27 protein-coding genes are annotated in these 24,063 nt (G+C 70.3%); 19 read left to right on the top strand and 8 right to left on the bottom strand.

Annotated features, from left to right (window positions below):
- Position 1: 1 nt before the first annotated feature.
- Together tal and tkt are read right to left on the bottom strand one after the other, a co-directional pair.
- The gene (gene tal / locus AB0G20_RS29400) at positions 2 to 1,120 is read right to left on the bottom strand and encodes a transaldolase (RefSeq protein WP_361307518.1); all 1,119 of its coding nucleotides are present in this window, start codon (positions 1,118 to 1,120) and stop codon (positions 2 to 4) included.
- 34 nt (positions 1,121 to 1,154) lie between these two features.
- The gene (tkt, locus tag AB0G20_RS29395; protein WP_361307516.1) at positions 1,155 to 3,242 is read right to left on the bottom strand and encodes a transketolase; all 2,088 of its coding nucleotides are present in this window, start codon (positions 3,240 to 3,242) and stop codon (positions 1,155 to 1,157) included.
- Between the two features lie 383 nt (positions 3,243 to 3,625).
- On the opposite strand from tkt, the gene AB0G20_RS29390 reads away from it, so the two are divergent.
- The 3 genes from AB0G20_RS29390 (at position 3,626) to AB0G20_RS29380 (ending at position 6,214) form a co-directional block, all read left to right on the top strand.
- Positions 3,626 to 4,543, top strand: a complete 918-nt coding sequence (locus AB0G20_RS29390; protein ID WP_361307514.1) for a heme o synthase — start codon at positions 3,626 to 3,628, stop codon at positions 4,541 to 4,543.
- A 58-nt stretch (positions 4,544 to 4,601) separates the two neighbouring features.
- The gene (locus AB0G20_RS29385; RefSeq protein WP_361307512.1) at positions 4,602 to 4,934 is read left to right on the top strand and encodes a hypothetical protein; all 333 of its coding nucleotides are present in this window, start codon (positions 4,602 to 4,604) and stop codon (positions 4,932 to 4,934) included.
- Between the two features lie 173 nt (positions 4,935 to 5,107).
- The gene (locus AB0G20_RS29380; protein ID WP_361307510.1) at positions 5,108 to 6,214 is read left to right on the top strand and encodes an amidohydrolase family protein; all 1,107 of its coding nucleotides are present in this window, start codon (positions 5,108 to 5,110) and stop codon (positions 6,212 to 6,214) included.
- On the opposite strand, the gene AB0G20_RS29375 is transcribed toward AB0G20_RS29380, so the two are convergent.
- The 4 genes from AB0G20_RS29375 to AB0G20_RS29360 form a co-directional block, all read right to left on the bottom strand.
- Positions 6,211 to 7,218, bottom strand: coding sequence for a COX15/CtaA family protein (locus AB0G20_RS29375; protein ID WP_361307508.1), 1,008 nt, complete (start codon positions 7,216 to 7,218; stop codon positions 6,211 to 6,213). The genes AB0G20_RS29380 and AB0G20_RS29375 overlap by 4 nt on opposite strands.
- A gap of 54 nt (positions 7,219 to 7,272) precedes the next feature.
- Positions 7,273 to 8,028, bottom strand: a complete 756-nt coding sequence (locus AB0G20_RS29370) for an ABC transporter permease (protein ID WP_361307986.1) — start codon at positions 8,026 to 8,028, stop codon at positions 7,273 to 7,275.
- A gap of 133 nt (positions 8,029 to 8,161) precedes the next feature.
- Positions 8,162 to 9,085 (bottom strand): ABC transporter ATP-binding protein, encoded by a 924-nt coding sequence (locus tag AB0G20_RS29365; RefSeq protein WP_361307506.1) that lies wholly within the window; start codon positions 9,083 to 9,085, stop codon positions 8,162 to 8,164.
- A gap of 31 nt (positions 9,086 to 9,116) precedes the next feature.
- Positions 9,117 to 9,929 carry an AAC(3) family N-acetyltransferase gene (locus tag AB0G20_RS29360; RefSeq protein WP_361307504.1) on the bottom strand — a complete coding sequence of 271 codons (813 nt, stop codon included), beginning with the start codon at positions 9,927 to 9,929 and terminating at the stop codon, positions 9,117 to 9,119.
- A 161-nt stretch (positions 9,930 to 10,090) separates the two neighbouring features.
- Here AB0G20_RS29360 and AB0G20_RS29355 point away from each other — a divergent pair, with 161 nt between their 5' ends.
- From AB0G20_RS29355 to AB0G20_RS29320, 8 genes are read left to right on the top strand one after another with little or no spacing between them, the layout of a single operon-like run.
- Positions 10,091 to 10,813: an ArsR family transcriptional regulator gene (locus AB0G20_RS29355; RefSeq protein WP_306923951.1), complete on the top strand. Its 723-nt coding sequence runs from the start codon at positions 10,091 to 10,093 to the stop codon at positions 10,811 to 10,813.
- Positions 10,810 to 12,231: a Fe-S cluster assembly protein SufB gene (gene sufB / locus AB0G20_RS29350; RefSeq protein ID WP_361307502.1), complete on the top strand. Its 1,422-nt coding sequence runs from the start codon at positions 10,810 to 10,812 to the stop codon at positions 12,229 to 12,231. The genes AB0G20_RS29355 and sufB overlap by 4 nt, the downstream gene beginning before the upstream one ends.
- 54 nt (positions 12,232 to 12,285) lie before the next feature.
- Entirely contained in the window at positions 12,286 to 13,470 is a 1,185-nt protein-coding gene (gene sufD, locus AB0G20_RS29345) for a Fe-S cluster assembly protein SufD (protein WP_361307500.1), read from the top strand.
- Positions 13,467 to 13,784 (top strand): non-heme iron oxygenase ferredoxin subunit, encoded by a 318-nt coding sequence (locus AB0G20_RS29340; protein ID WP_030852669.1) that lies wholly within the window; start codon positions 13,467 to 13,469, stop codon positions 13,782 to 13,784. Before sufD ends, AB0G20_RS29340 begins: the two co-directional genes overlap by 4 nt.
- Positions 13,785 to 13,791: 7 nt before the next feature.
- Positions 13,792 to 14,556: a Fe-S cluster assembly ATPase SufC gene (gene sufC, locus AB0G20_RS29335; RefSeq protein ID WP_361307498.1), complete on the top strand. Its 765-nt coding sequence runs from the start codon at positions 13,792 to 13,794 to the stop codon at positions 14,554 to 14,556.
- Positions 14,553 to 15,809 (top strand): cysteine desulfurase, encoded by a 1,257-nt coding sequence (locus AB0G20_RS29330; RefSeq protein ID WP_361307496.1) that lies wholly within the window; start codon positions 14,553 to 14,555, stop codon positions 15,807 to 15,809. The genes sufC and AB0G20_RS29330 overlap by 4 nt, the downstream gene beginning before the upstream one ends.
- 15 nt (positions 15,810 to 15,824) lie before the next feature.
- The gene (gene sufU / locus AB0G20_RS29325; RefSeq protein WP_358327735.1) at positions 15,825 to 16,295 is read left to right on the top strand and encodes a Fe-S cluster assembly sulfur transfer protein SufU; all 471 of its coding nucleotides are present in this window, start codon (positions 15,825 to 15,827) and stop codon (positions 16,293 to 16,295) included.
- The gene (locus AB0G20_RS29320) at positions 16,292 to 16,624 is read left to right on the top strand and encodes a metal-sulfur cluster assembly factor (RefSeq protein WP_028809645.1); all 333 of its coding nucleotides are present in this window, start codon (positions 16,292 to 16,294) and stop codon (positions 16,622 to 16,624) included. Before sufU ends, AB0G20_RS29320 begins: the two co-directional genes overlap by 4 nt.
- Positions 16,625 to 16,680: 56 nt before the next feature.
- Here the strand turns inward: AB0G20_RS29320 and AB0G20_RS29315 are convergent, their stop codons facing one another.
- Positions 16,681 to 17,514 carry an AbfB domain-containing protein gene (locus AB0G20_RS29315; RefSeq protein ID WP_361307494.1) on the bottom strand — a complete coding sequence of 278 codons (834 nt, stop codon included), beginning with the start codon at positions 17,512 to 17,514 and terminating at the stop codon, positions 16,681 to 16,683.
- Between the two features lie 180 nt (positions 17,515 to 17,694).
- Between AB0G20_RS29315 and AB0G20_RS29310 the strand changes: the two genes are divergently transcribed.
- The 6 genes from AB0G20_RS29310 to AB0G20_RS29285 all read left to right on the top strand — a co-directional run bounded on the left by AB0G20_RS29310 (position 17,695) and on the right by AB0G20_RS29285 (position 21,940).
- A complete protein-coding gene (locus tag AB0G20_RS29310) occupies positions 17,695 to 18,015 on the top strand; it encodes a multidrug efflux SMR transporter (protein WP_361307492.1) in 321 nt (106 codons plus the stop codon).
- Positions 18,015 to 18,563 carry a TetR family transcriptional regulator C-terminal domain-containing protein gene (locus AB0G20_RS29305; protein ID WP_361307490.1) on the top strand — a complete coding sequence of 183 codons (549 nt, stop codon included), beginning with the start codon at positions 18,015 to 18,017 and terminating at the stop codon, positions 18,561 to 18,563. The genes AB0G20_RS29310 and AB0G20_RS29305 overlap by 1 nt, the downstream gene beginning before the upstream one ends.
- 121 nt (positions 18,564 to 18,684) lie before the next feature.
- Positions 18,685 to 19,674, top strand: a complete 990-nt coding sequence (dapD, locus tag AB0G20_RS29300; RefSeq protein ID WP_161367357.1) for a 2,3,4,5-tetrahydropyridine-2,6-dicarboxylate N-succinyltransferase — start codon at positions 18,685 to 18,687, stop codon at positions 19,672 to 19,674.
- A 106-nt stretch (positions 19,675 to 19,780) separates the two neighbouring features.
- Positions 19,781 to 20,011 (top strand): hypothetical protein, encoded by a 231-nt coding sequence (locus tag AB0G20_RS29295; protein ID WP_361307488.1) that lies wholly within the window; start codon positions 19,781 to 19,783, stop codon positions 20,009 to 20,011.
- Positions 20,012 to 20,174: 163 nt separating this feature from the next.
- Positions 20,175 to 20,732, top strand: a complete 558-nt coding sequence (locus AB0G20_RS29290; protein WP_361307984.1) for a SigE family RNA polymerase sigma factor — start codon at positions 20,175 to 20,177, stop codon at positions 20,730 to 20,732.
- A complete protein-coding gene (locus AB0G20_RS29285) occupies positions 20,729 to 21,940 on the top strand; it encodes a WD40 repeat domain-containing protein (RefSeq protein WP_361307486.1) in 1,212 nt (403 codons plus the stop codon). Before AB0G20_RS29290 ends, AB0G20_RS29285 begins: the two co-directional genes overlap by 4 nt.
- On the opposite strand, the gene dapA is transcribed toward AB0G20_RS29285, so the two are convergent.
- Positions 21,941 to 22,846, bottom strand: a complete 906-nt coding sequence (dapA, locus tag AB0G20_RS29280) for a 4-hydroxy-tetrahydrodipicolinate synthase (RefSeq protein ID WP_361307484.1) — start codon at positions 22,844 to 22,846, stop codon at positions 21,941 to 21,943.
- Positions 22,847 to 23,048: 202 nt separating this feature from the next.
- Here dapA and AB0G20_RS29275 point away from each other — a divergent pair, with 202 nt between their 5' ends.
- Positions 23,049 to 23,468, top strand: coding sequence for a phage holin family protein (locus AB0G20_RS29275; RefSeq protein WP_361307482.1), 420 nt, complete (start codon positions 23,049 to 23,051; stop codon positions 23,466 to 23,468).
- On the top strand, positions 23,465 to 23,830 hold the full coding sequence (locus AB0G20_RS29270) for a DUF3618 domain-containing protein (RefSeq protein ID WP_361307480.1): 366 nt from the start codon (positions 23,465 to 23,467) through the stop codon (positions 23,828 to 23,830). Before AB0G20_RS29275 ends, AB0G20_RS29270 begins: the two co-directional genes overlap by 4 nt.
- Positions 23,831 to 24,063 lie beyond the last annotated feature (233 nt).

The raw sequence follows: 24,063 nt of genomic DNA, 5'->3' as shown, positions 1-24,063 counted from the left end.
TTCAGCCCTCCGAAGGGGCGAGGCGCTTGAGCTCGGCCTCGGTCGACTTCAGCAGGTCGGTCCAGGACGCCTCGAACTTCTCGACGCCCTCCTCCTCCAGCAGCCGCACCACGTCGTCGTACTTGATCCCGAGCTGCTCGACCGCGTCGAGGTCGGCGCGGGCCTGCTCGTAGGTGCCGGCGACGGTGTTGCCGGTGATCTCGCCGTGGTCCTCGGTGGCGAACAGGGTCGCCTCGGGCATGGTGTTCACCGTGTTCGGCGCGACCAGGTCGGTGACGTACATGGTGTCGCTGTACGCCTTGTCCTTCACGCCGGTCGACGCCCACAGCGGACGCTGCTTGTTGGCGCCCGCCTTCTCCAGGGCGTTCCAGCGGTCCGAGGAGAAGACCTCCTCGTACGCCTGGTAGGCCAGACGGGCGTTGGCGACGGCGGCCTTGCCGCGCAGCGCCTTGGCCTCGTCGGTGCCCAGCGCGTCGATCCGCTTGTCGATCTCGGTGTCCACGCGGGAGACGAAGAACGACGCCACGGAGTGGATCTGCGACAGATCCAGGCCGCGCTCCTTGGCCTTCTCCAGACCGGTCAGGAACGCGTCCATGACCAGGCGGTAGCGCTCCAGCGAGAAGATCAGCGTGACGTTCACGCTGATGCCCAGGCCGATGGTCTCGGCGATGGCCGGGATGCCCGCCTCGGTCGCCGGGATCTTGATGAGCGTGTTGGGCCGGTCCACCAGCCAGGCGAGCTGCTTGGCCTCGGCGACCGTCGCCCGCGTGTTGTGCGCCAGGCGGGGGTCGACCTCGATCGACACCCGGCCGTCCTTGCCGCCGGTGGCGTCGAAGACCGGGCGCAGCACGTCGGCGGCGTCACGGACGTCCGCCGTCGTGATCATGCGGATGGCCTCTTCGACCGTGACCTCGCGGGCGGCGAGGTCGGTCAGCTGCGTGTCGTAGCCGTCGCCCTGCGAGATCGCCTTCTGGAAGATCGACGGGTTGGTGGTGACGCCCACGACGTGCTGCTGGTCGATCAGCTCGGCGAGGTTGCCGGACGTGATCCGCTTGCGCGACAGGTCGTCCAGCCAGATCGCCACGCCTTCCTCGGAGAGGCGCTTGAGTGCGTCTGTCATGGAAATTCCATCTCCTACGTGTCGTATGTAAGCGTCAGCGCTGAGCTGCGGCGATCGATTCCCGCGCGGCGGCGGCCACGTTCTCGGGAGTGAAGCCGAACTCGCGGAAGAGGACCTTGCCGTCGGCCGAAGCACCGAAGTGCTCCAGGGAAACGATGCGGCCGGCGTCGCCCACGTACTTGTGCCAGGTGAGACCGATGCCGGCCTCCACCGCGACACGGGCCCGGACGGCCGGCGGCAGGACGCTGTCCCGGTACCCCTGGTCCTGCTGCTCGAACCACTCCACCGACGGCATCGACACCACGCGCGTGGGTACGCCGGCGCCCTGGAGCTGCTCGCGCGCCTCGACAGCGACGTGCACCTCCGAGCCGGTGGCGATGAGGATCACCTCGGGCTCACCGCCCTCGGCCTCGAACAGGACGTAACCGCCCTTGGCGGCGTCCTCGTTGGGCTCGTACGTCGGCACGCCCTGACGGGTCAGCGCCAGGCCGTGCGGCTGGCCCTTGCCGAACTCCTTCGTCCAGCGCCCCAGGATCTCGCGCCAGGCGATCGCGGTCTCGTTGGCGTCCGCCGGCCGGACGACGTTCAGGCCCGGGATGGCACGGAGGCTGGCGAGGTGCTCGACCGGCTGGTGGGTCGGGCCGTCCTCGCCCAGGCCGATGGAGTCGTGCGTCCACACGTAGGTGACCGGCAGGTGCATCAGCGCCGACAGCCGTACCGCGTTGCGCATGTAGTCGGAGAAGACCAGGAACGTGCCGCCGTAGATCCGGGTGTTGCCGTGCAGCGCGATGCCGTTCATCTCGGCGGCCATCGCGTGCTCGCGGATACCGAAGTGGATCGTGCGGCCGTACGGGTCCGCCTCCGGCAGCGGGTTGTCCGCCGGGAGGAACGACGACGTCTTGTCGATCGTGGTGTTGTTGGAGCCGGCCAGGTCGGCCGAGCCGCCCCACAGCTCGGGGATGACCCCGCCGAGCGCCTGGAGGATCTTGCCGGAGGCGGCACGCGTGGCCACGCCCTTGCCGACCTCGAAGACCGGGATCTTCTCCTCCCAGCCCGTGGGCAGCTCACCCTTGGCGACGCGGTCGTACTCCGCGGCGCGCTCGGGGTTGTTGTCCCGCCACTGCTGGTACGCCTTCTCCCACACCGCGCGGGCCGCCTGGCCCCGCTCCAGCGCCCTGCGGGTGTGCGTGATGACCTCGTCGGAGACCTCGAAGCTCTGCTCCGGGTCGAAGCCCATGACCCGCTTGGTCGCCGCGACCTCGTCGTCGCCCAGCGCCGAGCCGTGCGCGGCCTCGGTGTTCTGCGCGTTCGGGGCCGGCCAGGCGATGATCGAGCGCATCGCGATGAACGACGGCCGGTCCGTGACGGCCTTGGCCTTCTGGACCGCCTCGAAGATCGCGGCCGGGTCCAGGTCGCCGTCGGCCTTCGGCTCCACACGCTGCACGTGCCAGCCGTAGGCCTCGTAGCGCTTGACGGTGTCCTCGGACACGGCCGTTTCGGTGTCGCCCTCGATCGAGATGTGGTTGTCGTCCCACAGCAGGATCAGGTTGCCGAGCTTCTGGTGGCCCGCGAGGGAGGACGCCTCGGCGGAGATGCCCTCCTGGAGGCAGCCGTCACCGGCGATGCAGTAGATGAAGTGGTCGAACGGCGACTCGCCCTCGGCGGCCTCCGGGTCGAACAGACCGCGCTCGTAGCGGGCGGCCATCGCCATGCCCACCGCGTTCGCGACACCCTGGCCGAGCGGGCCGGTGGTCGTCTCCACACCGGTGGTGTGCCCGTACTCGGGGTGGCCGGGGGTCTTCGACCCCCACGTGCGGAAGGACTTCAGGTCGTCCAGCTCCAGGCCGAAGCCGGCCAGGTACAGCTGGGTGTAGAGGGTCAGGGACGAGTGGCCGGCGGACAGCACGAAGCGGTCCCGCCCGACCCAGTCGGCGTCCGCCGGGTCGTGCCGCATCACCTTCTGGAAGAGGGTGTAGGCGGCAGGCGCCAGGCTCATCGCCGTACCCGGATGGCCGTTACCGACCTTCTGTACGGCATCGGCGGCCAGGACACGCGCGGTGTCGACGGCCCGCTGGTCCAACTCGGTCCACTCGAGGTCTGTGGTGGTCGGCTTGGTGCTCACCCTGGGTCAGGGCTCCTCTCCACATGTCGGATGCCGGTGTATCGGGGCGCCCACCGGCCGCAGTCGAGCCTACCCCCGTGGGACGTGCGTTTTTGCGGGTCACTCCAGAGTGCCGGGGCTGATCCCGATCCGCCTCATGACTGGGCCGTACCGCATTCGACAGGTGAATACGGAGCCGCTCATCCGGGTGCTCAATCGAGCTTCGGCGCGCCCTTCGGAAGGTGCCTCCCAACACGAGCCGACCCCCGCGAATGTCCGAGTCTGGGCAACGTCTAAAGTGGCGTGGTACGCGCGAGCCTTTACCGGGACTTCACAGGGGTGAGGCTTGCTGGGATGTCTCTGTAGGGGTGTGCGTGACGGCCGTTGAATCCCGTCCAGCGGGGATGACCGGGACGGACCAGAGCCCGGCCCACCGGCCGCTCGGGGCCCGTGTCATGGCATTCGTGGCTCTCACCAAGCCGCGGATCATCGAACTGCTGCTGATCACGACGGTGCCGGTGATGTTCCTGGCGCAGCAGGGTGTGCCCGACCTGACACTGGTGCTGCTGACGTGCCTCGGCGGCTACATGTCCGCGGGCGGCGCCAACGCGCTCAACATGTACATCGACCGCGACATCGACGCGCTGATGGACCGCACCTCGCAGCGGCCGCTGGTCACCGGCATGGTCAGCCCGCGTGAGTGCCTCGCCTTCGGCATCACGCTGGCCGTCGCCTCGACGCTGCTGTTCGGCCTCACGGTGAACTGGCTGAGCGCCTGGCTCGCACTCGGCGCGCTCCTCTTCTACGTCGTCGTCTACACGATGATCCTCAAGCGCCGTACCTCGCAGAACATCGTGTGGGGCGGCATCGCCGGCTGCCTGCCGGTGCTGATCGGCTGGTCCTCGGTCACGAACTCGATGTCGTGGGCGCCGATCATCCTCTTCCTCGTCATGTTCTTCTGGACGCCGCCGCACTACTGGCCGCTGTCCATGAAGGTGAGGGAGGACTACGCGCGCGTGGGCGTGCCGATGCTGCCGGTGGTCGCCTCCAACAAGGTCGTCGCCAAGCAGATCGTGATCTACAGCTGGGTCATGGTCGCCGTTTCCCTCCTGCTGACCCCGCTCGGCTACACGGGCTGGTTCTACACGTCGGTCGCGCTGCTGGCGGGCGGCTTCTGGCTCTGGGAGGCGCACGGCCTGCAGACACGCGCCAAGGCGGAGGTGACGGGCGCGAAGCTGAAGGAGATGCGCCTGTTCCACTGGTCGATCACCTACGTCTCGCTGCTGTTCGTGGCGGTCGCGGTCGACCCGTTCCTGCGCTGACGTACGTCACACCGCCCTGCCCTCGCGAGACGATCTACCCGTGAGTAGCATCCTGGCCATGGCAGACACGCAGCAGGTTGACCCGAAGGCCGAGCGCAAGGTGGCCCGGCTGGCCAAGCAGATCTCCTCCTTCTCCCAGGCCCACGGCGGTGCGGAGGGCCAGGTCGCCTACATCGGCGAGCGCGGCGCCCGCATCGTCCTGGTCGGCGAGGACGGCAACTGGGGCGACCTGGTCGCCCCGTCCTACGAGATCGCCGAGAAGGCCGTGGAGAAGTCCGGCATCACGGCCCACGAGTCCTTCGACGGCGAGTTCGCCGCGAAGGTCAAGACGGGCCGCTACGAATGGTCGCGCATGGCGGGCATCCAGGTCGGCGGCCCCAAGAACGACTGACCCTCTCGGGGGCGCGGGGCTGTATCGATCTGCGGCTCCGCCGCGTGGGCGCGACACGCCACACTCCGCCCGCGGTCGCCGAATCACCCGCACCCCCCTCGGGACCGCCACCTCGAACCCGGTTCACCCGTTAGGACCCTTGAGAGCAACAGGGTCCACACCGGGAGGCCCGGATGATCGAAACGCCGTCACTGGTGGACCAGTACTGCCACGGAGTACTCCGCACAGAGCTGGGCCTCGGCACCTTCGAGGCCCACCTCTCCCGCACCGAGGGCCCGCCCGCCCCCGGCACCACCCTCTTCGACACCCAGACCGGCTTCGCCGTGCGGCGCTGGTGTCCGCCCCTGCTCGGTCTCGAACCGCACTGCACGCCCGCCCGCTACCTGGCCCGACGCCGGGAACTGGGCGTCCTGGAGTCCGGCCGCCGGCTCCTGCGCGGCAGCGGCATCACGACGTACCTGGTCGACACCGGCCTCCCCGGTGATCTGACGGAACCCGGCGAGCTGGCCTCCGCCGGAGCCGCCGAGGCCCGCGAGATCGTGCGCCTGGAACTCCTCGCCGAGCAGGTCGCCGACACCTCCGGAACCGTCGAGTCCTTCCTCGCCAACCTCGCCGAGTCGGTGCACGCGGCCGCCGCGAACGCCGTCGCCTTCACCTCGGTCGCGGGAGTACGGCACGGCCTCGCGCTCGCGCCGGAGCCGCCCGGGCCGGGGGAGGTGCGCGGGGCGGTGGGCCGCTGGCTCGCCGGGCGCGGGGTCGGCGGGGAGCTGAGCGACCCGGTGCTGCTGCGGCATCTGCTGTGGAGCGCGGTCGCCTCGGGCCTGCCGCTCCAGCTGCACGCGGGGCTGGGTGCGCCGGGGCTGCGGATCGACCGTACGGACCCGGTGCTGCTGACGGACTTCGTGCGGGCCACGGCCGGCCTGGGCACGCACCTCGTCCTGCTGCACGGCTACCCGTACCACCGGCACGCCGCCCATCTCGCCGGCGTCTTCCCGCACGTCCACGTCGACTGCGGCGCCGCCCTGGTCCGCACGGGCGCCCGGGCCGCGGCCGTCCTCGCGGAGCTCCTGGAGCTGGCCCCCTTCGGCAAGGTCCTCTTCTCCACCGGCGCGCAGGGCCTGCCCGAACTCCACGTGGTGGGCGCCCGCCTGTTCCGCGAGGCCCTGGGCCGGGTGCTCGGCACCTGGGTCGCCGAGGGCGCCTGGTCACTGGCCGACGCGCAGCGGGTGGCGGGCATGCTGGCGTCGGGCAACGCGCGCCGGGTGTACGGGCTGGACTAGGCCTTCGTCAGGGTGGCCTCGGCCGGGGGACCGGGCAGGTCCACGGCGGCCTCCGGCCGTTCGCGCAGCGACAGCACCACCCGCAGCACCCAGATCCACATCACGGCCGAGCCCAGCATGTGCAGGCCGACCAGGACCTCGGGCAGGTCCGTGAAGTACTGGACGTAACCGATGACGCCCTGCGCGAGCAGGATCAGGAACAGCTCGCGGGTGCGGTTCAGCGGGTTCCTGGGCGCGTCGACCGCCTTGAGGACGAACCACAGGGCGAACGTCAGCGTCACCACGATCCACGCCAGCACGGCGTGCAGCTTGCTCACCGTCTCCCAGTCGACCGGCATCCGTTCGACCTCGCTGGAGTCGCCCGCGTGCGGGCCCGCGCCGGTGACGACCGTGCCGACCAGGATGAGCAGGACGGCCGCCACGGTCAGGAACCACACCAGCTGCTGCACGGCCTTGCCGACCAGCGGGCGCGGTGCCCCGTCGCCCTCACGGGTGCGCTGCCACATCACCGTGGCCACCGCGATCAGCGCCGATGTCGCCACGAAGTGCGCCGCGACCGTGTACGGGTTGAGACCGACCAGCACCACGATGCCGCCGAGGATCGCGTTGCTCATCACGATCCAGAACTGCGCCCAGCCCAGCCGGACCAGGCCGCGCCGGTACGGCTTCTGCGAGCGCGCGGCGATGATCGCCCAGCCGACGGCGGCGCACAGCACGTACGTCAGCATGCGGTTGCCGAACTCGATGGCGCCGTGGAAGCCCATCTCGCTGGTGGCGGTGAGCGAGTCGTCGGTGCACTTGGGCCAGGTCGGGCAGCCCAGACCCGAGCCGGTCAGCCGCACCGCGCCACCGGTGACGACGATGATCACCGACATCAGGAGCGCGGTGAGGGCCGCGCGCCGGACCGTCCGGGGATCCGGGGTCCAGCGCTCGGCGATGAAGGCGAGCGGGTTGCGCAGGGCGGCCATGGCGTCGGCGCGGGTCACGTTTGGCACGCGCACCATCGTAGGCCGCCGCTTGTGCACACTTTCACGAGGGTCCGTCACAGGACACCCTCCCTACTCCCAGCGGAAGAACTTCCCGGCCGCCGCCAGCCCCACGACCGCCCAGACGGCCAGGATCCCCAGGTTGCCCCAGGGCATCCCGGCGCCGTGCTGGAGCACGTCCCGCAGTCCGTCGGACAACGCCGAGATCGGCAGCAGGCCGAGCACGTCCTGCACGCCCGAGGGGAACTTGTCGAGCGGCACGATGACGCCGCCGCCGACGAGCAGCAGCAGGAACACCAGGTTGGCCGCGGCCAGCGTGGCCTCGGCCTTCAGCGTCCCGGCCATCAGCAGGCCCAGGCCCGAGAAGGCCGCCGTGCCGAGGACCAGGAGCAGCACGACGGCGACCGGGTTGCCCTGCGGCGACCAGCCGAGCACGAAGGCGATCACCGTCAGCAGGACGACCTGGAGCACCTCGGTGACCAGGACGGACAGCGTCTTCGCCGTCATCAGGCCCCAACGGGGCAGGGGTGAGGACGCGAGCCGCTTCAGCACGCCGTAGCGGCGCTCGAAGCCGGTGGCGATGGCCTGGCCGGTGAACGCGGTCGACATCACCGCGAGCGCGAGGATGCCGGGCGCGAGGAAGTCGACCGCCTCTCCGGCGCCGGTGTCGACGATGTCCACGGTGCTGAAGAGCACCAGGAGCAGGGTCGGGATGACGACGGTCAGCAGCAGCTGCTCGCCGTTGCGCAGCAGCATCTTCGTCTCGAGTGCGGCCTGGGCCGCGATCATGCGGGGGAGGGGCGCCGCGCCGGGCTTCGGCGTGTACATCCCCGTGCCGGTGGCGGTCACGAGCGCAACTCCTTGCCGGTCAGCTCCAGGCTGTGCCTTCCCGGGGGACGCTGCGCCTGATGGCGGCTGCGCCGCGGGCCGGACCCCCGGCCGACCTCGGTGTGAGCCGGAATCATGAGCGCAACTCCTTGCCGGTCAGCTCCAGGAAGACGTCTTCGAGGGTGTGCCGCTCCACCGAGATCTTCTCCGGCATCACGCCGTGCTGGGCGCACCAGGAGGTGACCGTCGCGAGCAGCTGGGGGTCGACCTTGCCGACGACCCGGTACGAGCCCGGCGTCAGCTCGGCGGCCGAGCAGTCGGCGGGCAGCGCCTTCAGCAGCGAGCCCACGTCGAGGCCGGGCCGGCCCGTGAAACGGAGCGTGTTCTCGGCGCCGCCCCGGCACAGCTCCTCCGGGGAGCCGTGGGCGATGACCCGGCCCGCGTCGATGATCGCCACGTCGTCGGCGAGCTGCTCGGCCTCGTCCATGTAGTGGGTGGTGAGGATCACGGAGACGCCGTCCGCGCGCAGGTCGCGGACGAGGTCCCAGGTGGCCCGGCGGGCCTGCGGGTCGAGCCCGGCGGTCGGCTCGTCGAGGAAGACCAGTTCCGGTCGCCCGACCACGGCCATGGCCAGCGCGAGCCGCTGCTGTTGCCCGCCGGACAGCCGCCGGTACGTCGTCCGGCCGCAGGAGCCGAGCCCCAGCCGCTCGATCAGCGCGTCCACGTCCAGCGGATGGGCGTGCAGCTTCGCCACGTGGCGGAGCATCTCGTCGGCCCGGGAGCCCGAGTAGACGCCGCCGGACTGGAGCATCACGCCGATGCGGGGCCGCAGGTCCCCGGACTGTCTCACCGGGTCGAGGCCCAGGACGCGCACCGTGCCGGAGTCCGGCTTGCGGTACCCCTCGCAGGTCTCGACCGTGGTCGTCTTGCCAGCCCCGTTGGGGCCGAGCACAGCGGTCACACCCGCCCGGGCCACCAGGTCGAGCCCGTCCACCGCGGTCTTCGTGCCGTACCGCTTCACCAGGGCCTGGACCTGGACCACGGGCTCACTTCGCATGGGTCCAGAGTCTAGGTAGGCGCGCCGGACATCAGACCGGCGGGTGCAGAAACTCCTCCTCACGGGGCCGGTGGACCGCCAGCCACTGTGCGGCGTAGGCCACCGCGTCGGCCACGGGGAACAGCCGGGCCTCGGCCGCGGCCACCTTTCCGCGGACGACGGGACGGTCCCGTTCGAAGTCGTAGCCCAGCTCGTCGAAACGGTCCGAGCTGATCGACACCTCGGTCACGGTCTCCCAGCCCTGCGGACCCGGCCGGCCCACGGCGACGCGCGGGGAGGGTATGCGGTACTCGGCGAGGTGGAAGCTCGTGCAGGAGGCGTAGCCGGCCCCGAGCAGCAGCACCCGGGCGCCCATCGCCTCCAGTTTCGCCAGCGGGCTGCGCTCACCGAGCCGGCAGTCGGGCGCGTGCCCGTCGAGCACCTCCGCCGCACGCGGCCCGAGCGCCGCGAACGAGGTCTGCGGATGCGCGCTGCGCAGGGCTCCGGGCCAGGTGCGCACGGTCTCCGGGACGACGCCGACCCCACGGGTGGGCGTGATCCGCGGGTCGTAGGCGGGCATGGTGGCGCGGATGGCCGCCCACCATTGCGGGGGTACCGGCGGGTTGCTCCACAGGGCCGGGTCGGACAGGTCGCCGGTCTGGGTGGGCACCACGAGCGTGCCCCGCTGGCCTAGCGCGTCGAGCAGTCCTTGCACCACCGCCACGGCACCGCCGTTGACCCAGCCGAGAGAGCTGAGCGAGGAGTGCACGAGGAGGGTCTCACCAGGGCGTACACCGAACTCGCCGAGCTGCGTCCGGAGCGTCTCGCGGGTGACAAGAGGGCCGGTCGGAGGGGGTGTGGACATGGTTCCGGAGTGTCCCCGATGCGGCTGCCGCATGCCACCGGTTTGATCGATCAGAGATCGTTTCCGCAGGTCAGATTAGGTTTACCTAAGTGACGCAGGGCACCGTGATGTGCGGCACCCGCGGCTTGCCCGGTCCGGAAGAATTACGCAACAATGGCGTTGTGAAAAACGTCGGCGAGGCACCTCACGAGGAGCTGGCGACCGGGGAGCGGTCCACCCGCAACCGGGTCGCGCGGTCCATCCTGGACCACGGCCCCTCGACCGTCGCCGAGCTCGCCGAGCGGCTGGGCCTCACCCAGGCGGCCGTGCGCCGGCACCTCGACGCCCTCACGGGCGACGGTGTCGTGGAGGCGCGCGAGCAGCGGGTGTACGGCGCGCGGACCCGCGGCCGGCCGGCCAAGGTCTTCGCCCTGACGGACTGCGGCCGTGACGCCTTCGACCAGTCGTACGACACGCTCGCGGCGGACGCCCTGCGCTGGATCGCCGACCGCGAGGGCGGCAACGAGGCGATCGCCGCCTTCGCCCGCGCCAGGATCGCCGCGCAGGCGGGCGCCTACCGCCGGGCGGTCGAGGGCGTCCCGCCCGAGAAGCGCGCCGAAGCGCTGGCCAAGGCCCTGAGTGCCGACGGGTACGCTGCTACGGCGCGCAATGCGCCCCACCCGCAGAAGGGTGAGCAGCTCTGTCAGCACCACTGCCCGGTCGCCCACGTCGCCGAGCAGTTCCCGCAACTGTGCGAGGCGGAGACGGAATTTTTCGCCGAGCTGCTCGGTACGCACGTACAGCGACTCGCCACCATCGCGCACGGCGACGGCGTCTGCACGACGTTCATCCCCAAGATTTCCCACAACGCATCTGCAAGCACGGCCGGGAGGAACCCCGCATGACTCTCCCCACGGAGACTGCCCACCCCGAGCTCGAGGGCCTGGGCAAGTACGAGTACGGCTGGGCCGACTCCGACACGGCCGGCGCCTCTGCCAAGCGCGGCATCAACGAGGACGTCGTCCGGGACATCTCCTCCAAGAAGAACGAGCCGGAGTGGATGACCAAGCTCCGTCTCAAGGGCCTGCGCCTGTTCGAGAAGAAGCCCATGCCGAGCTGGGGCTCGGACCTCTCGGGCATCGACTTCGACAACATCAAGTACTTCGTGCGCTCCACGGAGAAGCAGGCGGAGTCCTGGGAGGACCTGCCCGAGGACATCAAGAACACGTACGACAAGCTCGGCATCCCCGAGGCGGAGAAGCAGCGCCTCGTCGCCGGTGTCGCGGCCCAGTACGAGTCGGAGGTCGTCTACCACCAGATCCGTGAGGACCTGGAGGAGCAGGGCGTCATCTTCCTCGACACCGACACCGCGCTGAAGGAGCACCCGGAGCTCTTCAAGGAGTACTTCGGGACCGTCATCCCCGTCGGCGACAACAAGTTCGCGTCGCTGAACTCCGCCGTGTGGTCGGGCGGCTCCTTCATCTACGTGCCGCCGGGCGTCCACGTGGAGATTCCGCTCCAGGCCTACTTCCGTATCAACACGGAGAACATGGGCCAGTTCGAGCGGACCCTGATCATCGTCGACGAGGGTGCCTACGTGCACTACGTCGAGGGCTGCACCGCCCCGATCTACAAGTCGGACTCGCTGCACTCCGCGGTCGTCGAGATCATCGTCAAGAAGAACGCCCGCTGCCGCTACACGACCATCCAGAACTGGTCGAACAACGTCTACAACCTGGTCACCAAGCGCGCCGTCGCCTACGAGGGCGCGACCATGGAGTGGATCGACGGCAACATCGGCTCCAAGGTGACGATGAAGTACCCGGCCGTCTACCTGATGGGCGAGCACGCCAAGGGCGAGACCCTCTCCATCGCCTTCGCGGGCGAGGGCCAGCACCAGGACGCCGGCTCCAAGATGGTCCACATGGCGCCGAACACGTCCTCCAACATCGTCTCGAAGTCCGTGGCGCGTGGTGGCGGCCGTACGTCCTACCGCGGCCTCGTCGAGATCGGCGAGGGTGCCCACGGCTCCAAGTCGAACGTGCTCTGCGACGCGCTGCTCGTCGACACCATCTCCCGCTCGGACACCTACCCCTACGTGGACGTCCGCGAGGACGACGTGTCCATGGGCCACGAGGCGACCGTCTCCAAGGTCTCCGAGGACCAGCTCTTCTACCTGATGAGCCGCGGCCTGAGCGAGTTCGAGGCCATGGCGATGATCGTGCGCGGCTTCGTCGAGCCCATCGCCAAGGAGCTCCCCATGGAGTACGCGCTGGAGCTCAACCGGCTGATCGAGCTGCAGATGGAAGGCGCGGTCGGCTGACCCGCCCCCTCGACAGCAGACGTCCTACCCAGGAAAGAGAGCACCACGACAGCCATGGCTGAGGCCCAGAACATCCCCGTGGGATCCACCACCGCGGGCTCGATCGCGGTCGCCGCGGAGTCGACCGTCGCCACGCGCATGAGCGCGCCCGCCTCCTTCGACGTGGCGGACTTCCCCGTCCCGCACGGCCGTGAGGAGGAGTGGCGGTTCACCCCGCTAGAGCGCCTGCGCGGCCTGCACGACGGCACCGCCGTCGCCACCGGCAACGGCGTGAAGGTCGAGGTCCAGGCCCCCGAGGGCGTCACCGTCGAGGCCGTCGGCCGCGACGACGCGCGGCTCGGCAAGGCCGGCACCCCGGTGGACCGCGTCGCCGCCCAGGCCTACTCGGTCTTCGAGAAGGCCTCGGTCGTGACCGTCCCCAAGGAGACCGTCCTCACCGAGCCCATCCGCATCGCGGTGCACGGCGAGGGCGGCACCGCCTTCGGCCACCAGGTGATCGAGCTGGGCGCTTTCGCCGAGGCCGTCGTGGTCATCGACCACACCGGTGACGCGGTGCTCGCCGCCAACGTCGACTACCTCCTGGGCGACGGCGCCAAGCTCACCGTCGTCTCCGTCCAGGACTGGGACGAAAAGGCCGTCCACGTCGCGCAGCACAACGCGCTCGTCGGCCGCGACGCCTCCTTCAAGTCGGTCGTCGTCACCTTCGGCGGCGACCTCGTCCGGCTGCACCCGCGCGTGCAGTACGCCGGGCCCGGCGGCGAGGCCGAGCTGTTCGGCCTGTACTTCACCGACCAGGGCCAGCACCAGGAGCACCGCCTCCTGGTCGACCACAACGTCCCGCACTGCAAGTCGAACGTCGTCTACAAGGGCGCGCTCCAGGGCGACGACGCGCACGCGGTGTGGATCGGCGACGTGCTCATCGAGGCCACGGCCGAGGGCACGGACACGTACGAGATGAACCGCAACCTGGTCCTCACGGACGGGGCGCGCGTGGACTCCGTACCGAACCTCGAGATCGAGACCGGCGAGATCGTCGGCGCCGGCCACGCCTCGGCGACCGGCCGCTTCGACGACGAGCAGCTCTTCTACCTCATGGCCCGCGGCATCCCGGAGCAGGAGGCCCGCCGGCTGGTGGTCCGTGGCTTCTTCGCCGAGCTGGTCCAGCAGATCGGCCTCCCCGACATCGAGGAGCGTCTGATCGCCAGGATCGAGGAGGAGCTGGAGGCGGCGGTCGCATGACCTTCGTACGCGCCTGTGGACTGGGCGAGCTGGAGGAGGACACCCCGAAGCGGGTGGAACTCGACGGCACGCCCCTGTCCATCGTGCAGACCGAGGGCGAGGTGTTCGCGATCCACGACATCTGCTCGCACGCGAACGTCTCCCTGTCGGAGGGCGAGGTCGACGACTGCCACATCGAGTGCTGGCTGCACGGCTCGCGTTTCGACCTCCGTTCCGGCAAGCCCGACGCCCTTCCGGCGACGCGCCCCGTCCCCGTTTACCCCGTACAGATCGATGGGGACGACGTGCTCGTCTCCCTCACCCAGGAGTCCTGAGGCATTCATGGCAACGCTTGAAATCCGAGACCTGCACGTCACCGTCGAGGCCGACAACGCCACGAAGGAAATCCTCAAGGGCGTCGACCTCACCGTGAAGCAGGGCGAGACGCACGCCATCATGGGCCCCAACGGCTCCGGCAAGTCGACCCTCGCCTACTCCCTCGCGGGTCACCCGAAGTACACGATCACCGGCGGCACCGTCACCCTCGACGGCGAGGACGTCCTGGAGATGTCCGTCGACGAGCGCGCCCGCGCCGGCCTGTTCCTCGCGATGCAGTACCCGGTCGAGGTGCCGGGTGTGTCCGTGTCGAACTTCCTGCGCACCTCCGCCACCGCCGTCCGCGGCGAGGCCCCCAAGCTGCGCACCTGGGTGAAGGAGGTCAAGGAGGCCATGGAGCGCCTCAACATCGACCCGTCCTTCGCCGAGCGCAACGTCAACGAGGGCTTCTCCGGCGGTGAGAAGAAGCGCCACGAGATCCTCCAGCTGGAGCTCCTCAAGCCCAAGGTCGCCGTCCTCGACGAGACCGACTCCGGCCTGGACGTCGACGCGCTGCGCGTCGTCTCCGAGGGCGTGAACCGGGTCCGCGAGACGGGCGAGGTCGGCACCCTGCTGATCACGCACTACACGCGCATCCTCCGCTACATCAAGCCCGACCACGTGCACGTCTTCTCCGGCGGCCGGATCGTCGAGTCCGGCGGCGCCGAGCTCGCCGACAAGCTGGAGAACGAGGGCTACGAGGTTTACACGAAGGGTGGCGCATCCGCGTGACATTGCTGCCGGGCCTCCTCGACACAGAGGCGATCCGCAAGGACTTCCCCATCCTGGACCGCCAGGTCCACGACGGCCGGAAGCTCGTGTACCTGGACAACGCGGCGACGAGCCAGAAGCCGCGCCAGGTACTGGACGCCCTGAGCGAGTACTACGAGCGCTACAACGCCAACGTCCACCGCGGTGTGCATGTGCTCGCCGAGGAGGCCACGGCGCTGTACGAGGGTGCGCGCGACAAGGTCGCGGAGTTCATCAACGCGCCCAGCCGTGACGAGGTGATCTTCACCAAGAACGCCTCCGAGTCGCTCAACCTCGTGGCGAACATGCTGGGCTGGGCCGACGAGCCCTACCGCGTGGACTCCGAGACCGAGATCGTCATCACGGAGATGGAGCACCACTCCAACATCGTGCCGTGGCAGCTGCTCGCGCAGCGCACGGGCGCGAAGCTGAAGTGGTTCGGCCTGACCGACGACGGCCGCCTCGACCTGTCGAACATCGACGAGATCATCACGGAGAAGACGAAGATCGTCTCCTTCGTGCTGGTCTCCAACATCCTCGGCACCCAGAACCCCGTCGAGGCGATCGTGCGCCGCGCCCAGGAAGTCGGTGCGCTGGTGTGCATCGACGCCTCCCAGGCCGCGCCGCACATGCCGCTGGACGTGCAGGCCCTGCAGGCCGACTTCGTGGCCTTCACCGGCCACAAGATGTGCGGCCCGACCGGCATCGGCGTCCTCTGGGGCCGCCAGGAGCTGCTGGAGGACCTGCCTCCGTTCCTCGGCGGCGGCGAGATGATCGAGACGGTGTCGATGCACTCCTCGACCTACGCCCCGGCGCCTCACAAGTTCGAGGCGGGCACGCCCCCGATCGCCCAGGCGGTCGGACTGGGCGCGGCGATCGACTACCTCAACTCGATCGGCATGGACAAGATCCTCGCCCACGAGCACGCGCTCACCGAGTACGCGGTCAAGCGGCTGCTGGAGGTCCCCGACCTGCGGATCATCGGCCCCACCACGGCCGAGGAGCGCGGCGCGGCGATCAGCTTCACCCTCGGGGACATCCACCCGCACGACGTGGGTCAGGTCCTCGACGAGCAGGGCATCGCGGTCCGGGTCGGCCACCACTGCGCACGCCCGGTCTGCCTGCGCTACGGAATTCCTGCGACCACGCGAGCGTCGTTCTATCTGTACTCCACGCCGGCCGAGATCGACGCACTGGTCGACGGCCTGGAGCACGTACGGAACTTCTTCGGCTGAGGGGCGTGCTGAACGGTGAAACTGGACTCCATGTACCAGGAAGTCATCCTGGACCACTACAAGAACCCGCACGGGCGGGGCTTGCGGGATGGCGACGCCGAGGTGCACCACGTCAACCCGACGTGCGGTGACGAGATCACACTGCGCGTGAAGTACGACGGCACCACGATCGAGGACGTCTCGTACGAGGGCCAGGGCTGTTCGATCAGCCAGGCGAGCGCGTCCGTACTGAACGACCTCCTCGTCGGCAAGGACCTCTCCGACGCGCGGAAGATCCAGGAGACATTCCTGGAGCTGATGCAGTCCAAGGGGAAGCTCGAACCCGACGATGCGATGGAGGAGATCCTGGAGGACGCGGTCGCGTTTTCCGGGGTGTCCAAGTACCCGGCCCGGGTGAAGTGCGCCCTGCTGAGCTGGATGGCCTGGAAGGACGCGACGGCCCAGGTACTGGGCGGAGCCGACGCCGAGAAGGAGACGACGGCATGAGCGAGACCGTTGAGATGAAGCCGGCCTCTGAGGAAGAGGTCCGTGAGGCGCTGTACGACGTGGTCGACCCCGAGCTGGGCATCGACGTCGTCAACCTCGGCCTGATCTACGGCATTCACATCGACGACGCGAACATCGCGACGCTCGACATGACCCTGACCTCGGCGGCCTGCCCGCTGACGGACGTCATCGAGGACCAGGCGAAGTCCGCCACGGACGGCCTCGTGAGCGAGCTGCGCATCAACTGGGTCTGGATGCCGCCGTGGGGCCCCGACAAGATCACGGACGACGGCCGCGAGCAGCTGCGTGCTCTGGGGTTCAACGTCTGAGATCCACTGACGCGAATGAGGGCGGCACCCATCCCGGGTGCCGCCCTCACGCATGCTCAGTCCAGGCCGGAGACGATCTGGAACGACGCGTCCGCGTAGTACTGGTGACTGTTCTCGAGGGGGTCCAGGCGGAGCTGGAAGTTGCGGTGGCGCAGGAAGCGGCCCGGGTAGTTGACCGACTCCAGCGTGAGCGTTCCCGAGCGGGACCAGACGCGGGGGCAGAACGTCGCGTCCTGGCGGAAGAGGGACGATCCGTCGTTGCTGTCGGCGACCAGGACGAAGCTGCGGTGGCGGAGGTAGCGGCCGTCCGCGGTGGTGAAGGAGTAGCAGGCGGAGTCGGAGAGGCCGGCGACGCGCTGGAAGGTGGCGTCCTCGCGCTGCTCGGGGCCCGATCCGATCTGGTCGAGGCGCACATAGCCGTCGCGCACCCGCCAGTGGCGGTCGGGGAAGTTGACCGAGCGTATGGATATGCCCTGCGAGGACGGGGGCTTCGGATGCTTCGAAGGGGTGGGTGACGCCTTCGGCGGCTTCGGGGCCTTCTTCTGGGGCTCCGGGCTCGGGGCGGCCTTCGGGGCGCTGCTGGTGGGGGTGGGGGACTGGTGGGCGCGGTCCGCACCGGCCTTTTCGGCGCCCCCCTTGGAGGGGGTCGCGAAGGAGATCAGGCCGCCCGGCGCCGAGCTGCTGAGGGTGGTCGGCTCCGCCGCCCGGGTTCTCGGCTCGCCGGACTCGCTGTCCATCACGGTGATGGCCGTGACGCACGCGGTGACCGTGGCCAGGGCCAGCGTGCCCGCCAGCCAGAGCCGTCGCGTCCCCGGTGCCCGGGTGGTGTCCGGGGCCCAGCCGCTCTCCCAGGGGCGATCCTGTGGCGGCCGGGACTTCTCTGCTGACATGCGCTGTTCCTCCGGCGGGGCACCCTTGACGGCGGCGCAGTTGTGGTGGCCCGGTGTGTGATCGGTGACACCGTAGTGGACAGGTGGGGCGCCTGTGACGCGTTTGGTGAGAGCGGTTTCTCACCGATACCCGGGCTCTCGTTGTGTACGGGTGTACAGGTGATGTGTACGCTCGTACGCATGGGTTATGTGATGCTGGCCGCGGCCATCGCCGCCGAAGTGGGCGCGACGACCGCGATGAAGTTCAGCGACGGCTTCAGCCGGCTCGGGCCCTCGCTGCTCACGCTCCTCGGATACGTCGTCTCCTTCGCGCTGCTCGCGCAGACGCTGAAGACCGTCTCCGTCGGCTCGGCGTACGCGATCTGGTCCGGCGTCGGCACCGCGGCCATCGCCACCATCGGGATCCTGTTCCTGGGGGAGGGCATGACCACGGCCAAGGCCGCCGGTATCGCGCTGATCATCGCCGGGGTCGTGGTGCTGAACATGGGAGGCGCTCACTGATGCCCCGGCGCTACGACCCCGAGCGGCGGCAGCGGATCATCGACGCGGCGATCCGGGTCGTCGGCGAGAAGGGCATCGCCGGGCTGAGCCACCGCAGTGTCGCCGCCGAGGCCGATGTGCCGCTCGGCTCCACGACGTACCACTTCACGACCCTCGACGAACTCATGGTCGCCGCGCTGCGGCAGGCCAACGAGGGGTTCGCCAAGGTGGCCGCCGCACGCGCCGGCCTGGCGGATCCGCAGACCGACCTCGCGGCCGAACTCGCCGGGTGGATGGGGGAGTGGCTCACGGGCGACCGCACCGGCGTCGAGCTGGAGTACGAGCTGTATCTGGCCGCCCTGCGCCGGCCCGCCCTGCGCCCCGTCGCCGCCGAGTGCACCGAGACGGTCGCCGAGTTGCTGTCCCGGCGTACGGATCCGGTCACCGCGCGGGCGCTCGTGGCGCTCATCGACGGCATCTGTCTTCAGGTGCTGTTGACGGGGGTGCCGTACGACGAGGAGTACGCGCGGCAGGTGCTGGGGCGGGTCGTCGCGGGGGCCCGCGGGTGAGGCCGGCGGGGCGGGTGTCCGTGCTGCTGAGGGGTGCCTTCGAGGGGTGGATACCGCCCGTCCCGTGAGATGCCCCCGCACCGGCTCGCATCGACCGCCGTCCGCCGGTTAGGTTTCCCTCATGACCGACACGACTGCTCCTCGCACCACCGGCGCCGTGGCCGCCGGCCTCGCCACGATCGCCGCCGACGGCACCGTTCTCGACACCTGGTTCCCCGCGCCCGAGCTGGCCGACCAGCCCGGCCCGTCCGGCACCGAGCGGCTGTCCGCCGAGCGTGCCGCGGAGCTGCTCGGCGGTGGCGCTACCGCGGCGATCGGCCCGGACGCCCGCCGGGGCGTCGAGGTGGTCGCGGTCCGCACGGTCATCGCCTCGCTCGACGAGAAGCCGATCGACGCGCACGACGCGTACCTGCGCCTGCACCTTCTCTCCCACCGCCTGGTCAAGCCGCACGGCCAGAGCCTGGACGGCATCTTCGGCTTCCTCGCCAACGTCGCCTGGACCTCGCTCGGCCCGGTCGCCGTCGACGACCTGGAGAAGGTGCGGCTGAACGCCCGCGCGGAGGGCCTGCACCTGCAGGTGACCTCCGTCGACAAGTTCCCGCGAATGACGGACTACGTGGCCCCCAAGGGCGTCCGGATCGCCGACGCCGACCGGGTCCGCCTCGGCGCGCACCTCGCCGAGGGCACCACCGTCATGCACGAGGGCTTCGTCAACTTCAACGCCGGCACGCTCGGCACGTCGATGGTCGAGGGCCGCATCTCCGCCGGTGTCGTGATCGGCGACGGCTCGGACATCGGCGGCGGCGCCTCCACGATGGGCACCCTCTCCGGCGGCGGCAACGTCATCATCTCCGTCGGCGAGCGCTGCCTGATCGGCGCCGAGGCGGGCGTCGGTATCGCGCTGGGCGACGAGTGCGTCGTCGAGGCGGGCCTCTACGTCACCGCCGGCACCCGCGTCACCATGCCCGACGGCCAGATCATCAAGGCCCGCGAGCTGTCCGGCGCCTCCAACATCCTCTTCCGCCGCAACTCGGTCACCGGCACGGTCGAGGCCCGGCCGAACAACGCGGTGTGGGGCGGGCTGAACGAGATCCTGCACAGCCACAACTGACGCCCCCCGTACGGATGACCCGGCGTGACCTCGCGGTGGTTTTGGCAGATGAACGGGTGGACGCAGTGTCCGATCAGACGCCGAACCGATGAAAGAGGACCGGGGCATGAGGAACGAGCGGGGGCGGGCCGTGGTGTGCCGGCTGGCCGGGGTGGTCGCGGTGCTGGCGGTGTGCTGGCTGCCGGCGGGGGCCGCGCACGCCGACGAGACCAACACCGGCTCGCACAACGGCCACCGGGTCGGTCTGATCAACGTCAACGTCGGTCAGATCGACGACCCGGCGGAGGACGTGCTGGAGCACACGCTGCTGTTCGGTGACGGGTACGCCTGGAACTGAACGGGCGGAGCAGACGGGACGGCCCGTGCCGCAGGTGACTGCGGTGCGGGCCGTCCCCTCTTTTTTGTTCCTGGCCGGTGGCATAGCGGGACGCCCCCGCACGCGTCACAGGAAGTACGGGGAGCGGGCACAGGGTTCGCCCCGGGGGAGAGCGAAGGTGACGATGGATGCCGAAGCGCAGGAGAGTTTCCGGGAGTTCGTGGCGAACCGGTCGTCCGCGCTGCTGAAGACCGCCGTCCTGCTGAGCGGCGGCGACCGGCACGCGGGCGAGGACCTGCTCCAGAACGCGCTGATCAAGGCGGCGGGCCGCTGGCACCGCATCGACGAACCCGAGGCGTACGTCCGCCAGATCCTCTACCGGCAGCAGGTCAGCCGCTGGCGGCTGAAGTGGCCGAGGCGAGAACTGAGCGTCGCCGAACTGCCGGAGACCGGCACCGACCCGGACGCCTCCGGGGCCGCCGAGCTGCGCCTGCTGATGCGCGGCGCATTGGCCCGGCTGACCGCGCGGCAGCGCACCGTGCTCGTGCTGCGCTACTTCGAGGACCTGCCCGAGGGCGAGGTGGCCCGCATCCTGGGCTGCTCCGTCGGCACCGTACGGTCCGCCACCCATCGTTCCCTCGCCCGGCTGCGCGCCCTCGCGCCCGAGCTGGCCGCCCTCGGCCCGGCCGACGCCGAGCAGCGGCCCTCCCGTGACTACTCGCCCGTGGAGGTGCGTCAGTGAACGTCGACGAACTCGTGCGTGACGCACTGCGCGACCAGGCCGACGGGCAGCCGCCCGCGGCTCCCGGCTTCGCCGACCGGGTGCTGGCCGTGCGCCGTCGCCGCCGCAGCCGGCGGCTCGCGGCCGCGGCCGCCGCGGCCGTCGCCGTGGTGGCCGTCGCCGTGGCCGTGCCCGTCCTGGACGCCGGCAAGCAGGACGTACGCCCCTCGGGCGGGGTCGAGCAGACCGGCATCACCGCCCACCCGGACCAGTCTCCGCCGCGCGACATGATCGCGGCCGGGCGGGTCGCGCTGGCCGCCTACTACACCAGCACCGTCGTCGAGCAGTCCGCCGACCGTGCCGTTTCGGAGCGGACGTACTGGTTGCTGAACCCGAAGACGAAGAAGTACGCGAAGGACGACCGGTGGTCGTACGTCGCGGTCGCCCCCGGGATGACGACCGCCGCCGTGCTGGAGCGGGACCTGCCCGTGCCGCGCATCGGACTGCTCGATCTGGCGAGCGGACAGGTCAAGCGGTGGATCCCGGTCGACCGGCCGGTGGCGGGCGTGGAGTTCTCCACCGACGGCAGGAAGCTCGTCGCGACGACGTACAGCAAGAACCCCGACCGCCGGGTGAAGATCGACGGGTCGGAGGGCTGGGACGCCCCGTTCATGGAGTCGGACCGGACCGGGTTCCATGTCATCGACGTGGCGTCCGGGAGCGGCTCCTGGGCCGGGGTGGAGATCGGCGGGGGTGCGCACAACCCCGAGGCGTTCATCAACTCCCGTCAGGACTTCGCGTTCACCCGCGACGGCCGTCTCGTCTGGTCCGGGATGCCCACCGAACCCGGCGAGAAGTGGTACGACTTCACCGGCAAGGAAGTCCTCGCGCCGGAGCTGGAGCGGTACCGGGACTGGTCCGTCGACGCGGGGGTGTCGCCGGACGGACAGCTCGTCGCCGGGCCGTTCGCGGGGCGGAAGTGGAAGACGTCGTCCTTCGTCCTCGACGCGCGCACCGGGAAGCAGCGCGAGGTGCGCGGGCAGCAACTGCTCGCCTGGGCGGACGGGAACTCGCTCGTCGCCTGGGACATCGGGGCGGACGGGAACGAGTACCACCAGCGGCTGGTGCTGGTGACCATCGGCGGCGAGAAGACCACCCCGCTCAGCGACTTCCGGTCACCCAAGGACAACACCAAGGGGCGGTGGGAGCCGGTGTTCGCGGAGCGGTGATCACGTGCTGATCAGGTCTTCGTGGAGCGAGAGCAGCTCGTCGGTCGTCCTGCGGCCGGCGGGCTGAAGGGGCCTGCGGACCGGGCCTGCCGGCAGGGCCAGTTCGTTGAGGAGCGCCTTCGCCGTGACGGTGCCCGGCAGGCCCGCCGACATGATCGCCTCGATGAGAGGTGTCGCCCGTTGCTGGAGGCGGGCCGCCCGGGCCGTGTCGCCCGCGTCGAAGGCGTCCAGGGCGGCCCGCAGGTGGCTCGGGATCACGTTCGCGACCGTGCTGACGTATCCCGTGCCGCCCACGGCGTACAGCGCGAGGTTGTGTTCGTCGCAGCCCGCGTAGTACGCCAGGGCTGTGCGGGCGAGCACCTTCTGGGCGCCCAGGAAGTCGCAGGAGCAGTCCTTGACCGCGACGATCCTGGGGTGGTCGGCGAGGCGGAGGATCGTCTCCGGGTCGATGCGGGTGCCGGTGCGCGCCGGGATGTCGTAGAGCATGAGCGGGAGTTCGGAGGCGTCCGCGATCTCCCGGAAGTGGGCCTCGATCGCGTCCTGTGGGGGTCTGCTGTAGTACGGCGACACCACCAACAGGCCGTCCGCGCCCGCCTTTTCGGCCTCCCGGGCCAGTTCGGCGGTGTGCCGGGTGTCGGGGGTGCCGATACCGGTGACGACCTTCGCCCGGTCGCCCACCGCCTCCCGGACGGCAGCGACGAGGGCCGACTTCTCGGCGTCCGTGGTGGTGGGGGACTCGCCCGTCGTGCCGGAGAGGACCAGGCCGTCGCAGCCGTTCGCCACCAGGTGGGTGGCGAGGTGCTGGGCGCCGTCGAGGTCCAGGGTTCCGGACGGGGTGAAGGGGGTGATCATGGCGCAGAGGGTGCGGCCGAGGGGTGGTGTGGGCGGCGTGGGCGGCGTGGTCATGGGGGTAGTGTCGGGCTGTTGACTGTGTAGCTCCACTTAATTCTGCTACCAGGTATGTGTAAGTTTTGCTTCATGGTGGGGGGAGTTCTGGCCGGTGCCCTGCCGAGGCGCGGGCTCGGCAGGGCTGGGGGCGAGTCGCAGGGTAGCCGCGGGGCCGTCCGGGTACCCGGGGGTTCCTGACTTCGAGAGGAGGCGGAACACCGTGACCGGGACCATGGAACATCGGGCCGTGCACGACGAGCGCCACTCCGTGGGCGAGCTCGTCGCACAGGCCACGGAGCAGCTCTCCACGCTCATGCGGCAGGAAGTGGCTCTCGCCAAGGAGGAGCTGGCCGAGAAGGGCCGGCGTGCGGGGCGTGGTGGCGGGCTGCTCGGGGCGGCGGGGGCCGTCGCGTACGCCGGGCTGCTCGCGCTGGCCGGTACGGGTGTCGCCGCGCTCTCGCTGGTGCTGCCCGTGTGGGCCGCGGCGCTGATCGTCACCGGGGTGCTGTTCGTGATCGCGGCCGTGCTGGCGGCGACCGGGCGTGGGCAGCTGAGGAAGGCCGCGCCGCCTACGCCGGAGAAGGCCCTCGGCAGTGTCAGGGCCGACGTGGAGGAGATCAAGGAGAGGGCGCATCGATGACGGACGCGACGAGTGGGGCGAAGGGCCCCGATGAGCTGCGGCGGCAGATCGAGCGGACCCGCGGTGAACTCGGCAACACGGTGGCGGAGTTGGCGGGGAAGGCGGATGTGAAGGGGCGTGCGCGGGCGCGGGCGGCTGATCTGCGGGACAAGGCCGGGGCGATGACGGTGCAGTTGCGGAGCAGTGCCGCGCAGGCGGGGCACACCGTGCAGGACAGGGCGACGCATACGGGGCCTCGTCCGGTGCGGACCGCTGTCCAGGCCGGGATGCGGCACCCGAAGCCGGTGCTGGTGGCCGGGGCGGCGGGGGCCGTGGTGGCTGTCGGGGTGTTGCGGTGGAGGCATGTGCACGGGCATCGCTGAGCGGGGTTCGTGCCCTCCGGTGGTGGGGGTGCGCCTCGTTGGCGCCTGCTCGATGCGGTGGGTCGGGGCCGTGTCGGGGGGTGTCCGTCCTCGGAACGGCGCGATGGGGTTGCGTGCCGACTGACTGTTCGTTGACGCGCCAACCGCTGCGGGCGGACACCCCCGGCCGAAGAACCAGAACAAGTGCTGCCACAGGACCGCGCCCCCGTTCTCCGGGTTGAACACCTGCGCGC

Source organism: Streptomyces sp. NPDC024017, assembly GCF_040638895.1.
Taxonomy (GTDB): Bacteria; Actinomycetota; Actinomycetes; order Streptomycetales; family Streptomycetaceae; genus Streptomyces.
This window is presented reverse-complemented; position numbering and strand designations above follow the sequence as displayed.

Coding starts and splice junctions, on each gene's coding strand:
- tal (WP_361307518.1), bottom strand. CDS start 1,120: ATGACAGACGCACTCAAGCGCCTCTCCGAGGAAGGCGTGGCGATCTGG.
- AB0G20_RS29390 (WP_361307514.1), top strand. CDS start 3,626: ATGACCGGGACGGACCAGAGCCCGGCCCACCGGCCGCTCGGGGCCCGT.
- AB0G20_RS29385 (WP_361307512.1), top strand. CDS start 4,602: ATGGCAGACACGCAGCAGGTTGACCCGAAGGCCGAGCGCAAGGTGGCC.
- AB0G20_RS29380 (WP_361307510.1), top strand. CDS start 5,108: ATGATCGAAACGCCGTCACTGGTGGACCAGTACTGCCACGGAGTACTC.
- AB0G20_RS29375 (WP_361307508.1), bottom strand. CDS start 7,218: ATGGTGCGCGTGCCAAACGTGACCCGCGCCGACGCCATGGCCGCCCTG.
- AB0G20_RS29370 (WP_361307986.1), bottom strand. CDS start 8,028: ATGTACACGCCGAAGCCCGGCGCGGCGCCCCTCCCCCGCATGATCGCG.
- AB0G20_RS29365 (WP_361307506.1), bottom strand. CDS start 9,085: ATGCGAAGTGAGCCCGTGGTCCAGGTCCAGGCCCTGGTGAAGCGGTAC.
- AB0G20_RS29360 (WP_361307504.1), bottom strand. CDS start 9,929: ATGTCCACACCCCCTCCGACCGGCCCTCTTGTCACCCGCGAGACGCTC.
- sufB (WP_361307502.1), top strand. CDS start 10,810: ATGACTCTCCCCACGGAGACTGCCCACCCCGAGCTCGAGGGCCTGGGC.
- sufD (WP_361307500.1), top strand. CDS start 12,286: ATGGCTGAGGCCCAGAACATCCCCGTGGGATCCACCACCGCGGGCTCG.
- AB0G20_RS29340 (WP_030852669.1), top strand. CDS start 13,467: ATGACCTTCGTACGCGCCTGTGGACTGGGCGAGCTGGAGGAGGACACC.
- sufC (WP_361307498.1), top strand. CDS start 13,792: ATGGCAACGCTTGAAATCCGAGACCTGCACGTCACCGTCGAGGCCGAC.
- AB0G20_RS29320 (WP_028809645.1), top strand. CDS start 16,292: ATGAGCGAGACCGTTGAGATGAAGCCGGCCTCTGAGGAAGAGGTCCGT.
- AB0G20_RS29315 (WP_361307494.1), bottom strand. CDS start 17,514: ATGTCAGCAGAGAAGTCCCGGCCGCCACAGGATCGCCCCTGGGAGAGC.
- AB0G20_RS29310 (WP_361307492.1), top strand. CDS start 17,695: ATGGGTTATGTGATGCTGGCCGCGGCCATCGCCGCCGAAGTGGGCGCG.
- AB0G20_RS29305 (WP_361307490.1), top strand. CDS start 18,015: ATGCCCCGGCGCTACGACCCCGAGCGGCGGCAGCGGATCATCGACGCG.
- dapD (WP_161367357.1), top strand. CDS start 18,685: ATGACCGACACGACTGCTCCTCGCACCACCGGCGCCGTGGCCGCCGGC.
- AB0G20_RS29295 (WP_361307488.1), top strand. CDS start 19,781: ATGAGGAACGAGCGGGGGCGGGCCGTGGTGTGCCGGCTGGCCGGGGTG.
- AB0G20_RS29290 (WP_361307984.1), top strand. CDS start 20,175: ATGGATGCCGAAGCGCAGGAGAGTTTCCGGGAGTTCGTGGCGAACCGG.
- dapA (WP_361307484.1), bottom strand. CDS start 22,846: ATGACCACGCCGCCCACGCCGCCCACACCACCCCTCGGCCGCACCCTC.
- AB0G20_RS29270 (WP_361307480.1), top strand. CDS start 23,465: ATGACGGACGCGACGAGTGGGGCGAAGGGCCCCGATGAGCTGCGGCGG.